At 66.6% G+C, this 12,786-nt stretch carries 16 protein-coding genes; 1 reads left to right on the plus strand and 15 read right to left on the minus strand.

What is annotated here, in order from left to right; genetic code table 11:
• Window positions 1-99: 99 nt before the first annotated feature.
• Genes rpsQ through rpsJ form a run of 11 tightly spaced genes read right to left on the minus strand, consistent with a single transcriptional unit; the run spans window position 100 to window position 5,382 of the window.
• Window positions 100-384 (minus strand): 30S ribosomal protein S17, encoded by a 285-nt coding sequence (rpsQ, locus tag OG905_RS16905; RefSeq protein ID WP_266479166.1) that lies wholly within the window; start codon window positions 382-384, stop codon window positions 100-102.
• Window positions 384-608: a 50S ribosomal protein L29 gene (rpmC, locus tag OG905_RS16910; protein WP_142214203.1), complete on the minus strand. Its 225-nt coding sequence runs from the start codon at window positions 606-608 to the stop codon at window positions 384-386. Before rpmC ends, rpsQ begins: the two co-directional genes overlap by 1 nt.
• Window positions 608-1,027 carry a 50S ribosomal protein L16 gene (rplP, locus tag OG905_RS16915; protein WP_014047785.1) on the minus strand — a complete coding sequence of 140 codons (420 nt, stop codon included), beginning with the start codon at window positions 1,025-1,027 and terminating at the stop codon, window positions 608-610. Before rplP ends, rpmC begins: the two co-directional genes overlap by 1 nt.
• Before the next feature lie 5 nt (window positions 1,028-1,032).
• Window positions 1,033-1,878, minus strand: a complete 846-nt coding sequence (rpsC, locus tag OG905_RS16920; protein ID WP_328671338.1) for a 30S ribosomal protein S3 — start codon at window positions 1,876-1,878, stop codon at window positions 1,033-1,035.
• On the minus strand, window positions 1,878-2,225 hold the full coding sequence (gene rplV / locus OG905_RS16925) for a 50S ribosomal protein L22 (protein ID WP_328682401.1): 348 nt from the start codon (window positions 2,223-2,225) through the stop codon (window positions 1,878-1,880). Before rplV ends, rpsC begins: the two co-directional genes overlap by 1 nt.
• A 40-nt stretch (window positions 2,226-2,265) precedes the next feature.
• Entirely contained in the window at window positions 2,266-2,547 is a 282-nt protein-coding gene (gene rpsS, locus OG905_RS16930) for a 30S ribosomal protein S19 (RefSeq protein ID WP_127356386.1), read from the minus strand.
• Between the two features lie 12 nt (window positions 2,548-2,559).
• On the minus strand, window positions 2,560-3,396 hold the full coding sequence (rplB, locus tag OG905_RS16935) for a 50S ribosomal protein L2 (protein WP_328671339.1): 837 nt from the start codon (window positions 3,394-3,396) through the stop codon (window positions 2,560-2,562).
• 39 nt (window positions 3,397-3,435) lie between these two features.
• The gene (gene rplW / locus OG905_RS16940) at window positions 3,436-3,759 is read right to left on the minus strand and encodes a 50S ribosomal protein L23 (protein ID WP_266479168.1); all 324 of its coding nucleotides are present in this window, start codon (window positions 3,757-3,759) and stop codon (window positions 3,436-3,438) included.
• Window positions 3,759-4,409 carry a 50S ribosomal protein L4 gene (gene rplD, locus OG905_RS16945; RefSeq protein ID WP_328671340.1) on the minus strand — a complete coding sequence of 217 codons (651 nt, stop codon included), beginning with the start codon at window positions 4,407-4,409 and terminating at the stop codon, window positions 3,759-3,761. The genes rplW and rplD overlap by 1 nt, the downstream gene beginning before the upstream one ends.
• Before the next feature lie 5 nt (window positions 4,410-4,414).
• Window positions 4,415-5,059 (minus strand): 50S ribosomal protein L3, encoded by a 645-nt coding sequence (gene rplC / locus OG905_RS16950; RefSeq protein WP_328671341.1) that lies wholly within the window; start codon window positions 5,057-5,059, stop codon window positions 4,415-4,417.
• A gap of 14 nt (window positions 5,060-5,073) precedes the next feature.
• On the minus strand, window positions 5,074-5,382 hold the full coding sequence (rpsJ, locus tag OG905_RS16955) for a 30S ribosomal protein S10 (protein WP_003948644.1): 309 nt from the start codon (window positions 5,380-5,382) through the stop codon (window positions 5,074-5,076).
• Window positions 5,383-5,943: 561 nt separating this feature from the next.
• Between rpsJ and OG905_RS16960 the strand changes: the two genes are divergently transcribed.
• Window positions 5,944-8,040, plus strand: coding sequence for a PIG-L family deacetylase (locus OG905_RS16960; protein WP_328671397.1), 2,097 nt, complete (start codon window positions 5,944-5,946; stop codon window positions 8,038-8,040).
• Window positions 8,041-8,141: 101 nt separating this feature from the next.
• Here the strand turns inward: OG905_RS16960 and tuf are convergent, their stop codons facing one another.
• The 4 genes from tuf to rpsL all read right to left on the minus strand — a co-directional run bounded on the left by tuf (window position 8,142) and on the right by rpsL (window position 12,507).
• Complete coding sequence (gene tuf / locus OG905_RS16965) at window positions 8,142-9,335, minus strand: elongation factor Tu (protein WP_266479175.1); 1,194 nt, start codon at window positions 9,333-9,335, stop codon at window positions 8,142-8,144.
• Between the two features lie 162 nt (window positions 9,336-9,497).
• On the minus strand, window positions 9,498-11,624 hold the full coding sequence (gene fusA, locus OG905_RS16970; protein ID WP_328671400.1) for an elongation factor G: 2,127 nt from the start codon (window positions 11,622-11,624) through the stop codon (window positions 9,498-9,500).
• A 38-nt stretch (window positions 11,625-11,662) separates the two neighbouring features.
• Window positions 11,663-12,133: a 30S ribosomal protein S7 gene (gene rpsG, locus OG905_RS16975; protein ID WP_266479179.1), complete on the minus strand. Its 471-nt coding sequence runs from the start codon at window positions 12,131-12,133 to the stop codon at window positions 11,663-11,665.
• Window positions 12,134-12,135: 2 nt separating this feature from the next.
• Window positions 12,136-12,507: a 30S ribosomal protein S12 gene (gene rpsL, locus OG905_RS16980; RefSeq protein ID WP_003948652.1), complete on the minus strand. Its 372-nt coding sequence runs from the start codon at window positions 12,505-12,507 to the stop codon at window positions 12,136-12,138.
• Window positions 12,508-12,786: the final 279 nt, after the last annotated feature.

Consider the following 12,786-nt stretch of genomic DNA (forward strand, 5'->3'; position numbering starts at 1 on the left):
TCTATCTCCTGTTTGTCTGCCGGTTCCCGGCCGGGGCTGTACTGGACAGCCCCGGCCGAGCCTGGCGGAACCGACTCGAAGGGTTACCCCTTCAAGTAATTACTTGGCCTTCTCGAGGATCTCGACGATGCGCCAGCGCTTGGTCGCCGACAGCGGACGCGTCTCCATGATGAGGACGCGGTCGCCGACGCCGGCAGCGTTCTGCTCGTCGTGCGCCTTGAGCTTGTTCGTACGGCGGATGACCTTGCCGTACAGCGCGTGCTTCACGCGGTCCTCGACAGCGACGACGACGGTCTTGTCCATCTTGTCGCTGACGACCAGACCCTCACGGGTCTTGCGGAAACCGCGGTCGATCTTGTTCTCAGTCACGTTGCTCTCGCTCATCAGGCGCTCTCCACCGTCTCGATGCCCAGCTCGCGCTCACGCATCAGGGTGTAGATCCGCGCGATGTCCTTCCGGACGGCCTTCAGCCGACCGTGGTTCTCGAGCTGACCGGTCGCCGCCTGAAAGCGGAGGTTGAACAGCTCTTCCTTGGCCTCGCGGAGCTTGGCAACAAGCTCCTCGTTGCCCAGTTCGCGCAGCTCGGACGCCTTGGTACCGGTAGACATCACGACTCACCTGCCTCGCGCCGAACGATCCGGCACTTCATCGGAAGCTTGTGAGCAGCGCGGGTAAGCGCCTCACGCGCAATCTTCTCGTTCGGGTAGGACAGCTCGAACATCACCCGACCGGGCTTGACGTTCGCGATCCACCACTCCGGGGAACCCTTACCGGAACCCATGCGGGTCTCGGCAGGCTTCTTCGTCAGCGGACGGTCCGGGTAGATGTTGATCCAGACCTTGCCGCCACGCTTGATGTGGCGGGTCATCGCGATACGAGCCGCCTCGATCTGGCGGTTGGTCACGTACGCCGGAGTGAGGGCCTGAATGCCGTACTCGCCGAACGCAACCTGCGTACCACCCTTGGACATACCGCTGCGCTTGGGGTGGTGCTGCTTGCGGTGCTTGACCCTACGGGGGATCAGCATGTCGGTCAGGCCTCCGTTCCGGTGCTCTCAGCAGCCGGAGCAGCGGCAGCGGCGGGAGCCTCGGCCTTGGGGGCCTCGGCTGCCGGCGCGGACTGCTGCGGCTTGCGGCCGCGACCGCCACCACGCTCGCCACCACGGCCACCGCGGCCGGCCGGGCGGTCGGTGCCGCCTCGGGCCGGACGGTTGCCGGCGCGGGCAGCGGCGTTCTCGGCGCGGACCTCGGCGATGTTCTTGACGTCGCCCTTGTAGATCCAGACCTTCACACCGATACGGCCGAAGGTCGTCTTGGCCTCGAAGAAGCCGTAGTCGACGTTCGCACGGAGCGTGTGCAGGGGCACGCGGCCCTCGCGGTAGAACTCCGAGCGGGACATCTCGGCGCCGCCGAGACGGCCACCGCACTGGATCTTGATGCCCTTGGCGCCGGCCTTCATCGTGCCCTGCATGCTCTTACGCATGGCGCGACGGAAGGAGACGCGGGAGGAGAGCTGCTCGGCGACGGCCTGGGCCACCAGCTGAGCGTCCACCTCGGGGTTCTTGACCTCGAGGATGTTCAGCTGGACCTGCTTGCCGGTCAGCTTCTCCAGCTCGCCGCGGATGCGGTCGGCCTCGGCGCCACGGCGACCGATGACGATGCCCGGGCGGGCGGTGTGGATGTCAACGCGGACGCGGTCGCGGGTGCGCTCGATCTCAACCTTCGAGATACCGGCTCGCTCCATGCCCTTCGTCATCATGCGACGAATGGCGACGTCTTCCTTGACGTAGTCCTTGTACAGCTTGTCGGCGTACCAACGGGACTTGAAGTCCGTGGTGATGCCGAGCCGGAACCCATGCGGGTTAACCTTCTGGCCCATTACCGGGTTCCTTCCTTGCTGCTGACGACCACGGTGATGTGGCTGGTCCGCTTACGGATCCGGTAGGCACGGCCCTGAGCACGCGGACGGAACCGCTTCAGGGTCGGGCCCTCGTCCACGTACGCCTCGCTGATAACCAGCGAAGAGGCGTCGGTGTGGTCGTAGTTGTGCGCGGCGTTGGCAATGGCGCTGTCAAGCACCTTGCTGACCGGCACGCTCGCGGCCTGCGGGGCGAAACGCAGGACCGCCTGAGCCTCCGTGGCATCCATGCCACGGATGAGGTCCACCACGCGGCGGGCCTTCATGGGCGTGACGCGGATGTACCGCGCCTGGGCCCTGGCTTCCATGGTTGTCCCTTCGGTGTAAGTCATAGTCAGTCACCCCGCGTTAGCGGCGCTTCGACTTCCGGTCGTCCTTGACGTGGCCGCGGAAGGTGCGAGTCGGCGAGAACTCGCCGAGCTTGTGGCCGACCATCGACTCGGTGACGAACACCGGGACGTGGATCTTGCCGTTGTGCACCGCGATCGTGTGGCCGAGCATGGCCGGGATGATCATCGAGCGACGGGACCAGGTCTTGATGACGTTCTTGGTGCCTGCTTCGTTCTGTACGTCCACCTTCTTGATGAGGTGGTCGTCGACGAAGGGCCCCTTCTTGAGACTGCGCGGCATCTAAACCCGCTCCTAGCGCTTCTTGTTCGTCTTGCGGCGGCGGACGATGTACTTGTTGCTCGCCTTCTTGGGAGAACGAGTACGACCCTCCTTCTGACCCCACGGGCTGACCGGGTGGCGACCACCGGAGGTCTTGCCCTCACCACCACCGTGCGGGTGGTCGACCGGGTTCATGGCGACACCGCGGACGGTCGGGCGGACGCCCTTCCAGCGCAGACGGCCGGCCTTGCCCCAGTTGATGTTCGACTGCTCGGCGTTGCCGACCTCGCCGATGGTGGCGCGGCAGCGGACGTCGACCAGGCGAATCTCGCCGGACGGCATACGCAGGTGGGCCATCTGGCCCTCCTTCGCCAGCAGCTGCACGGAGGCACCCGCGGAGCGGGCGAACTTCGCGCCGCCGCCGGGCCGCAGCTCGATGGCGTGGATGGTCGTACCGACCGGGATGTTGCGCAGCGCCAGGTTGTTGCCGGGCTTGATGTCGGCGGCCGGGCCGTTCTCGACACGGTCGCCCTGCGTCAGGCCCTTGGGCGCGATGATGTAGCGCTTCTCGCCGTCTGCGTAGTGCAGAAGCGCGATGCGCGCGGTGCGGTTCGGGTCGTACTCGATGTGAGCGACCTTGGCCGGCACGCCGTCCTTGTCGTGACGACGGAAGTCGATCACGCGGTAGGCGCGCTTGTGGCCACCGCCCTGGTGACGGACGGTCACACGACCGGTGTTGTTACGGCCGCCCTTGCTGTGCAGGGGGCGGACCAGCGACTTCTCCGGCGTGGACCGCGTGATCTCGACAAAGTCGGCGACGCTGGAGCCACGACGGCCCGGGGTCGTCGGCTTGTACTTGCGGATACCCATTTCTCAGTCCTCGTCCGATTCCGGACGACTCGACCTCCGTCAGGAGGTCGGGCCGCCGAAGATGTCGATACGGTCGCCCTCAGCGAGGGTCACGATGGCGCGCTTGGTGTTGGCGCGCTTGCCGAAACCGGTCTTGGTGCGCTTGCGCTTACCCTGACGGTTGATCGTGTTGACCCCGGTGACCTTGACCGAGAAGACCGCCTCGACGGCCTGCTTGATCTGGGTCTTGTTGGAGCCGGGCGCGACGATGAACGTGTACTTGTTCTCGTCGAGCAGGGCGTAGCTCTTCTCGGACACAACCGGCTTGACGAGAACGTCGCGCGGGTCCGTGAAGGTCTTGCTGGTTACGGTCGCCTCGGACATCAGGCGTCGCTCCCTTCGGTCTCAGCGGCCTTGGGGCCAGACACGAAGGACTCGAAAGCGGCCTGAGTGAAGACCACGTCGTCGGAGACGAGCACGTCGTACGTGTTCAGCTGGCCCGGCTCCAGGAGGTGCACCTGGGGCAGGTTGCGGGCGGAGAGCCACGCGGCCTCGTCGGCCCGCTCGACAACCAGGAGCACGTGCTTGCGCTCGCTGATCTTGCCCAGCAGGGTCTTCGCGGCCTTGGTGGACACGTCACCGTCGACCACGCCGGTGACGACGTGGATACGGCTGTTGCGGGCCCGGTCCGAGAGGGCACCGCGCAGGGCGGCAGCCTTCATCTTCTTCGGGGTCCGCTGCGAGTAGTCACGCGGCGTGGGGCCGTGTACGACGCCACCGCCGGCGAACTGCGGCGCACGGGTCGAACCCTGACGGGCGCGGCCGGTGCCCTTCTGACGGTAAGGCTTCCTACCGCCACCACGGACCTCGCCACGGCGCTTGACCTTGTGCGTGCCCTGACGGGCGGCGGCCAGCTGCGCGACGACGACCTGGTGGAGCAGCGGGATGCTGACCTTGGCGTCGAAGATCTCGGCCGGGAGCTCGACGGTCCCGGACTTGTCGCCGGAGGGCGACAGAATGTCAATGGTGCTCATAGTCCTCAGACCCCCTTGGCCGCAGTGCGGACGAGGACGAGGCCGCCGTTCGGACCAGGAACCGCGCCCTTGATGAGCAGCAGGCCCTTCTCCGCGTCAACCGCGTGGATGGTCAGGTTCTGGGTGGTGACCCGCTCGTTGCCCATGCGGCCCGCCATGCGCATGCCCTTGAAGACACGCCCAGGGGTGGCGCAGCCACCGATGGAACCGGGCGAGCGGTGCTTGCGCTGGGTACCGTGACCGGCGCCGAGGCCCTTGAAGTTGTGACGCTTCATGACACCGGCGAAGCCCTTGCCCTTGCTCTTGCCCGTGACGTCAACCTTGACGCCGGACTCGAACACCTCGGCAGTGATCTCCTGGCCGAGCGTGTACTCGCTGGCGTCGGAGATACGGAGCTCCACCAGGTGGCGGCGCGGGGTTACGTCGGCCTTGGCGAAGTGACCCTTGAGGGGCTTGTTCACCTTGCGAGGGTCGATCTCGCCGAAGGCGATCTGGACCGACTCGTAGCCGTCGGAGTCATTCGTACGGACCTGGGTAACGACACAGGGCCCGGCCTTGACGACAGTGACCGGGACGACACGGTTGTTCTCGTCCCAGACCTGGGTCATGCCGAGCTTCTCGCCCAGGACGCCCTTGATCTGCTTAGCCATCTCTTCCGCGCCTCTCAGAGCTTGATCTCGATGTCAACGCCGGCCGGAAGGTCCAGGCGCATCAACGAGTCAACGGTCTTGGGCGTCGGGTCGAGGATGTCGATCAGGCGCTTGTGCGTGCGCATCTCGAAGTGCTCGCGCGAGTCCTTGTACTTGTGCGGCGACTTGATGACGCAGTACACGTTCTTCTCAGTGGGCAGCGGCACCGGGCCTGCAACCGACGCACCAGTGCGGGTCACCGTCTCGACGATCTTCTTCGCCGAAGAGTCGATGACCTCGTGGTCGTAGGCCTTGAGCCGGATGCGGATCTTCTGTCCCGCCATGGCTACTCAGTAGTCCTGTCTCTCGTAACGCTCTGGAACTCGGCGGGTACTGCATTCTTCTCCGACCCACGCGGTCGGGCGTGTCGCACTCCCTCTACGAAGATCTCCCGAAGGATTTCCCAACCAAGGGGGTGCGGGCCGTAGCCGCGCATCGGGGGAAGAACACCCACCGAGTGCCTGGTCGGTACCCCGCTGACACTTCCCGGAAGATTCCCGTACGTCCGCTCCAGCGCTGCCTTACGACAGATGGGGCGACGAGTACTGTGGGACTCGCTTCCGGTCCTCCCGGCGGGAGGCGCGCAGCATTGGCACTCAACCGAGCAACCTGGCTAGTGTGCCATATGGGGCAGACCCCTGGCCAATCGTGGCCGGAGAGAGTACCCCACTGATCCGCTTCTCACCCACGCCCTTGCGACGCGAGGCAACCTCGCGTGTCGATCGGCCGTCTTGCTGAGCGCGGACGGCCTGTGACCAGCCCAGTCCGCCCTTATCTGAGTGTGAGAGTACGCAGCAAGGGGGGCCTGTCTGCCCGCTGCGGGGGAAGCGGACGGAGCGGGACAGATGAACATCGCGCATGCCCGGGGGGCGGCTGCCGCGCGCCTCAGCGGCCCGAGCAGACGGAATGTGGTCAGCGCCACAGCTGCCGTCGCCGCGGCCGCCGCTCTCAGCTCCTGCTCCGTACCCGCCCAGCGGCGCTCCTACCCCACCGCGGACCCCGCACCCGGCATGCCCATCGCCAACTCCCGGCGGGCGCAGCTGATGCAGATACTCGCCCATCCCGACGACGATCTGTACTTCATGAACCCCGACACCCAGCGGATGCTGGACGCCGGGGTTCCACTGGTCTGCGTGTACGCCACCGCGGGCGAGCACGAGGGCATCAACCACATACCGGGCAACACCGACGTCCCGGCGGACAAGGCGGCCTACTCCTCGGCCCGTCACCAGGGCCTGCGCCAGGCCTACGCGTCCCTGCTCGGGCTCGGCAGGTTCACCGAGTGGACCAAGGACGTCGCCTCGCTGCAGGGCGGCCACGGTGCCGAGATCAACATCCTCGTCAACGGCTACCGCAGGGTCGAGCTGATCTTCCTCAACCTCCCCATGCACACCAGGCGCCGGTACATGGCCCTGCCCAGCCTGTGGCGGGACCGCGCCCTGGGGCTGACCACCGTCGTCGCCGCCGACTCCCCGCTGCGCAGGGCCGTCTCGTACGACTACGACGCGCTCGTCGACGTACTGGTCGGGCTGATGGAGCAGTACCGGCCGACCGTCATCCAGACCCTGGACCCCGACCCGGACATCCAGCACAGCGACGAGGCGACCCGCACGACGGACAGCGAGCAGCGCGGCTACTCGGATCACGCCGACCACACCGCGGTCGCCTCCTTCAGCTGGGCCGCCATGGTCCGCTGGGTCGCCCGTGCGACGAAGGACGGCGGCCATGTGCCCGCCTTCGTCGCCACCGCGTTCCGCGGCTACTACAACCGCCACTGGCCCAAGAACCTCCCGGCCGCGGTGCTCAAGGAGAAGGCCGGGAACCTCGTCCCGTACGGCGGCGACCCGCAGTGGGAGTGCGGCAACCCGTCCGGCTGCGGCGACTACAGCGTCGGCGGCATCCGTCCGCTCAAGAACAAGAAGGGCTGGGTCCGCTCCACCCACTACCGCCACCCCGGCGCCCGCACCGTCGTCGCCGCCGAGCCGTCCGGCCGGCTGGTCGCCTACGGGGTGCTCGGGCTGCGTGCGGTCCGCTGGCGCGAGACCAGTCCGGCCAGTGGGCAGTGGGGCAACCCGGACGACCTCGGCGGCGGCCCGCTCGCGCCCGCGCTGGGCGGCGCAACGCTGAAGGACGGCCGTCAGTTGCTGTTCGCGCTGCGCTTCGCCGAGCTCGGCGGCCGCGGCGGGCCCAACCGGCGCGAGGTCGTCCTGCTGGAGCAGGGCTCCCCCGGCGGCGCGTTCCTGGCCTGGAAGGGGCTCGGCAACCCCGAGCGGGGCGACGACCGCGGCCGGCGCATCGGCGTCCCGGTCGCCGTCGCGGCTCCCGACGGCCGGGTCCATCTCTTCGTCCGCAACGCCGACAAGGGCATCAGCACACGGGTCCGCGACACCTCAGGGGACTGGGACCGCTGGCGCGACCTCGGCGGCGAGGAGATCCAGGACGGCCTGTCGACGGTCGTGGACCGCGCGGGCCGGGTCCATGTCTTCGCCGCCGGCCGCGAGGGCGTCCACCACTGGACGCAGGACACGATGGGCCTGCCGCTCACTTACCGCGCGGACGGCGGCCTGCCGGTGCCCGGGGACCCGATCGCCCCGGTGCTGACCCATGACGGCGGCATAGAGCTGTACTACCGCGGGCCGACAGCCCCGGCCGTGATGGCCGTACGCGCCGGGGGCGCCCCCGCACGGCCCCGCAAGGAGGGCTTCGGCGGCTACGGCCCGGTGAGCGTGGCCGCGGCGCCCGGCGGCCCGGTACTGCTCGGCAAGGACACCCGCGGACGACTCCAACTCCGCACCGGCAGAAGGCTTCTGACGCGCACTCGGGGCATGGCGGCACTGGACGCGCCCGCCCTTCACATAGGCCGCTCGGGCGCCACCGTGGTGGGCCTGGGGGCAGACGCGCACCCCTGGACCTGGCTGCCCGAGGCAGGAACCGCCGGCTGATCCGGCTTCAGCGCACAGGCAAACAGACGCAGCAAAGGGGCCCCGCACCGAAGTGCGGGGCCCCAGCTGTTGCTCCAGGAGCAACCAGGTCAGATCAGCAATTACTTGTTGATCTTGATGACCTGGCCGGCGCCCACAGTCCGGCCACCCTCACGGATGGCGAACTTGAGGCCCTCCTCCATGGCGACCGGCTGAATCAGGTTGACCGTCATGGTGGTGTTGTCGCCCGGCATGACCATCTCGGTGCCCTCGGGGAGGGTCACAACGCCGGTCACGTCCGTGGTACGGAAGTAGAACTGCGGGCGGTAGTTGTTGAAGAAGGGGGTGTGACGACCACCCTCGTCCTTCGACAGGATGTAGGCCTGGGCCTCGAACTCGGTGTGCGGCGTGACCGAACCGGGCTTGATGATGACCTGGCCGCGCTCGACGTCCTCGCGCTTGATGCCACGGAGGAGCAGACCGACGTTCTCACCGGCCTGGCCCTCGTCGAGCAGCTTGCGGAACATCTCGATGCCGGTGACCGTGGTGGTGGTCTTCTCCTGCTTGATGCCCACGATGTCAACGGTCTCGTTGACCTTGAGGACGCCACGCTCGATACGACCGGTGACGACGGTGCCACGACCGGTGATCGTGAAGACGTCCTCGATCGGCATCAGGAACGGCTTGTCGACGTCACGCTCGGGCTGCGGGATGGACTCGTCGACGGCCTTCATCAGGTCGAGGACGGTCTGGCCCCACTCCTTGTCGCCCTCGAGCGCCTTGAGCGCCGAGACCTTGACGACCGGAAGGTCGTCGCCCGGGAACTCGTACTCGGAGAGCAGCTCGCGGACCTCGAGCTCGACGAGCTCCAGGATCTCCTCGTCGTCCACCATGTCGGCCTTGTTCAGGGCGACAACGATGTACGGAACGCCGACCTGGCGGGCCAGGAGCACGTGCTCCTTGGTCTGCGGCATCGGGCCGTCGGTCGCGGCGACGACGAGGATGGCGCCGTCCATCTGCGCCGCACCCGTGATCATGTTCTTGATGTAGTCCGCGTGACCGGGGCAGTCGACGTGCGCGTAGTGACGCGACTCCGTCTGGTACTCGACGTGCGCGATCGAGATCGTGATACCGCGCTGGCGCTCCTCAGGAGCCTTGTCGATCTGGTCGAAGGCCGAGGCCTCGTTCAGGTCCGGGTACGCGTCATGCAGCACCTTGGTAATGGCGGCCGTGAGGGTCGTCTTACCGTGGTCGATGTGACCGATGGTGCCGATGTTGACGTGCGGCTTAGTCCGCTCGAACTTCGCCTTCGCCACTGGGTCCTCCTGTGGAGTGGTTCTGTACGCCTTGCTTCATCGGCGCCAGGTGATCTTTGCTGGGATGCCGGGGCCCGGGGCATTCCGGCCGCATTACTTGCGTAGCGGCTGGAATGCCCCCGCAGGCTCCGGTGACAAGCCTAAAGCGTGTACTCGGGAGAGTTACTCGCCCTTGGCCTTCGCGATGATCTCCTCGGCGACGTTCCGCGGAACCTCGGCGTAGGAGTCGAACTGCATCGAGTAGCTTGCGCGACCCGAGGTCTTGCTGCGGAGGTCTCCGACGTAGCCGAACATCTCCGAGAGCGGCACGAGGCCCTTGACGACGCGGGCGCCGCTGCGCTCGTCCATGGCCTGAATCTGGCCACGGCGGGAGTTGAGGTCGCCGATGACATCGCCCATGTAGTCCTCGGGCGTGGTGACCTCGACGGCCATCATCGGCTCGAGAAGCACCGGGGACGCCTTGCGAGCACCCTCCTTGAACGCCTGCGAACCGGCGATCTTGAAGGCGAGCTCGGAGGAGTCGACCTCGTGGTAGCCGCCGTCGAGAAGAGTGACGCGGACGCCCACCATCTCGTAGCCGGCCAGAATGCCGAACTGCATGGCTTCCTGCGCACCCGCGTCCACCGAGGGGATGTACTCACGGGGGATGCGGCCACCGGTGACCTTGTTCACGAACTCGTAGGTCGCGTCGCCGCCCTCGATGGGCTCCAGCGCGATCTGCACCTTCGCGAACTGACCGGTACCACCGGTCTGCTTCTTGTGCGTGTAGTCGATACGCTCGACGGCCTTGCGGATCGTCTCGCGGTACGCGACCTGCGGCTTGCCGACGTTCGCCTCGACGCGGAACTCGCGCCGCATGCGGTCGACGAGCACCTCGAGGTGAAGCTCGCCCATACCACCGATGATGGTCTGGCCGGTCTCCTCGTCCGAGTGGACCTGGAAGGAGGGGTCCTCCTCCGCGAGACGCTGGATGGCGACACCCAGCTTCTCCTGGTCACCCTTGGACTTGGGCTCGATCGCGACCTGGATGACCGGCGCCGGGAAGTCCATGGACTCCAGGATCACCGGGTTCTTGTCGTCGCACAGCGTCTCACCGGTGGTGGTCTGCTTCAGGCCCATGACGGCGACGATGTCGCCGGCGCCCACCGCGTCGATCTCCTCACGCTTGTTCGCGTGCATACGGTAGATCTTGCCGATGCGCTCCTTCTTGCCCTTGGTGGGGTTCAGCACAGCGGTGCCGGACTCCAGGCGACCCGAGTAGACCCGGATGAAGGTGAGCTTGCCCAGGTGCGGGTCGCTCGCGATCTTGAAGGCCAGGGCGGCCAGCGGCTCGTCCTCGGACGGCTTGCGCGTGATGACCTTCTCCGCGTCCTTGACGTCGTGGCCATCAATGCCTTCGACGTCCAGGGGGGAGGGGAGGTAGCGCACAACCGCGTCGAGCAGGGGCTGGACACCCTTGTTCTTGAACGCGGTACCGCAGAAGACGGGGGTGACGGTGGTGCCGCCGCCCTTGCCGGACGCGATGGTGATACGACGGATCGCGGCATACAGCTGCTCCTCGGTGGGCTCGACGCCCTCCAGGTACAGCTCCATGATCTCTTCGTCGTTCTCCGCGACGGTCTCGACCAGCTTGCCGCGCCACTCCTCGGCGGCCTCGGTGTGCGTGGCCGGGATGTCGACGACGTCGTACATCTCGCCCTTGGTGGCCTCGGCGGACCAGACAAGAGCCTTCATACGAACGAGGTCGACGATGCCCTTGAAGTCTGCCTCGGCACCGATCGGCAGCTGCATCACGATCGGGGTCGCGCCGAGGCGGTCCACGATCATGTCGACACAGCGGTGGAACTCGGCGCCGGTGCGGTCGAGCTTGTTGACGAAGCAGATACGCGGAACGCCGTAGCGGTCCGCCTGACGCCAGACGGTCTCGGACTGCGGCTCAACGCCGGCGACACCGTCGAACACCGTGACGGCACCGTCGAGCACGCGGAGCGAACGCTCCACCTCGACCGTGAAGTCGACGTGACCCGGGGTGTCGATGATGTTGATGGTGTGATCGACGTCCTCGAGCGGCCAGTGACAGGTCGTCGCGGCGGACGTGATCGTGATGCCGCGCTCCTGCTCCTGCTCCATCCAGTCCATCGTGGCAGCGCCGTCGTGGACCTCACCGATCTTGTAGCTCACACCGGTGTAAAACAGGATGCGCTCGGTGGTCGTCGTCTTGCCCGCGTCGATGTGGGCCATGATCCCAATGTTGCGGACCTTGGCCAGGTCAAGCGAAGTGGTGGCCATAAGGCTCAATCTTCTCTCGGTCTCGATGTGGGTAGCGACTACCAGCGGTAGTGCGCGAAGGCCTTGTTGGACTCGGCCATCTTGTGCGTGTCCTCACGCTTCTTGACCGAAGCGCCGAGGCCGTTGGAGGCGTCGAGCAGTTCGTTCATGAGGCGCTCGGTCATGGTCTTCTCGCGACGGGCGCGGGAGTAACCCACGACCCAGCGGAGCGCGAGGGTGCCGGCGCGACCGGGCTTGACCTCGATCGGCACCTGGTAGGTGGCGCCACCGACGCGGCGGGACTTGACCTCGAGAGTCGGCTTGACGTTCTCGAGAGCGCGCTTCAGCGTGATGACCGGGTCAGCGCCGGTCTTCTCGCGGAGGCCTTCCATGGCGCCGTAGACGATCCGCTCGGCAGTGGAACGCTTGCCGTTGAGCAGGATCTTGTTGATCAGCGACGTGACAAGAGGAGAACCGTAGACCGGGTCGATGATGACCGGGCGCTTCGGGGCGGGGCCCTTACGAGGCATTCTTACTTCTCCTTCTTGGCGCCGTAGCGGCTGCGGGCCTGCTTGCGGTTCTTGACACCCTGGGTGTCCAGGGAACCGCGGATGATCTTGTAGCGAACACCCGGCAGGTCCTTCACACGGCCACCACGCACGAGCACGATGGAGTGCTCCTGCAGGTTGTGTCCCTCACCCGGAATGTAGGCCGTGACCTCGATGCCGGAGGTCAGACGCACACGCGCGACCTTCCGCAGGGCCGAGTTCGGCTTCTTCGGGGTGGTCGTGAACACACGCGTGCAGACGCCGCGGCGCTGAGGAGAACCCTCGAGTGCGGGCGTCTTGTTCTTCTCGACCTTGTCCTGCCGGCCCTTCCGGACCAGCTGCTGGATCGTAGGCACTACTTCTCCGGTTTCTGTGTGCCGTATGTGAAACTAACCTGGAACGTCGCCGACCCACGCGGTCGGGTGTGTCGAATGCTGCAGGCTCCCCCGAAAAGGGAAGAGAGCGCAGATTACGGTGGCCTTTCGCAGACTCGCCATGCGGTTGAGGACACGCACACGAGCCCAGGCACACCCCAGGCACAAGGTCAGAGCGTACCTACCGCATCGGCTCCGGTCAAAACAAATGCACACGCGCAGGACACACCAGCCTGCAATGTACGACACAGGGCGGCCATC

Source organism: Streptomyces sp. NBC_00322 (genome assembly GCF_036147535.1).
In the GTDB taxonomy this organism is placed as follows: Bacteria; Actinomycetota; Actinomycetes; order Streptomycetales; family Streptomycetaceae; genus Streptomyces.

Excerpts from the sequence above, each read along its gene's own strand:
- rpsQ (WP_266479166.1), bottom strand. The coding sequence starts at position 384 with ATGAGCGAGAGCAACGTGACTGAGAACAAGATCGACCGCGGTTTCCGC.
- rpmC (WP_142214203.1), bottom strand. The coding sequence starts at position 608 with ATGTCTACCGGTACCAAGGCGTCCGAGCTGCGCGAACTGGGCAACGAG.
- rplP (WP_014047785.1), bottom strand. The coding sequence starts at position 1,027 with ATGCTGATCCCCCGTAGGGTCAAGCACCGCAAGCAGCACCACCCCAAG.
- rpsC (WP_328671338.1), bottom strand. The coding sequence starts at position 1,878 with ATGGGCCAGAAGGTTAACCCGCATGGGTTCCGGCTCGGCATCACCACG.
- rplV (WP_328682401.1), bottom strand. The coding sequence starts at position 2,225 with ATGGAAGCCAGGGCCCAGGCGCGGTACATCCGCGTCACGCCCATGAAG.
- rpsS (WP_127356386.1), bottom strand. The coding sequence starts at position 2,547 with ATGCCGCGCAGTCTCAAGAAGGGGCCCTTCGTCGACGACCACCTCATC.
- rplB (WP_328671339.1), bottom strand. The coding sequence starts at position 3,396 with ATGGGTATCCGCAAGTACAAGCCGACGACCCCGGGCCGTCGTGGCTCC.
- rplW (WP_266479168.1), bottom strand. The coding sequence starts at position 3,759 with ATGTCCGAGGCGACCGTAACCAGCAAGACCTTCACGGACCCGCGCGAC.
- rplD (WP_328671340.1), bottom strand. The coding sequence starts at position 4,409 with ATGAGCACCATTGACATTCTGTCGCCCTCCGGCGACAAGTCCGGGACC.
- rplC (WP_328671341.1), bottom strand. The coding sequence starts at position 5,059 with ATGGCTAAGCAGATCAAGGGCGTCCTGGGCGAGAAGCTCGGCATGACC.
- rpsJ (WP_003948644.1), bottom strand. The coding sequence starts at position 5,382 with ATGGCGGGACAGAAGATCCGCATCCGGCTCAAGGCCTACGACCACGAG.
- OG905_RS16960 (WP_328671397.1), top strand. The coding sequence starts at position 5,944 with ATGAACATCGCGCATGCCCGGGGGGCGGCTGCCGCGCGCCTCAGCGGC.
- fusA (WP_328671400.1), bottom strand. The coding sequence starts at position 11,624 with ATGGCCACCACTTCGCTTGACCTGGCCAAGGTCCGCAACATTGGGATC.
- rpsG (WP_266479179.1), bottom strand. The coding sequence starts at position 12,133 with ATGCCTCGTAAGGGCCCCGCCCCGAAGCGCCCGGTCATCATCGACCCG.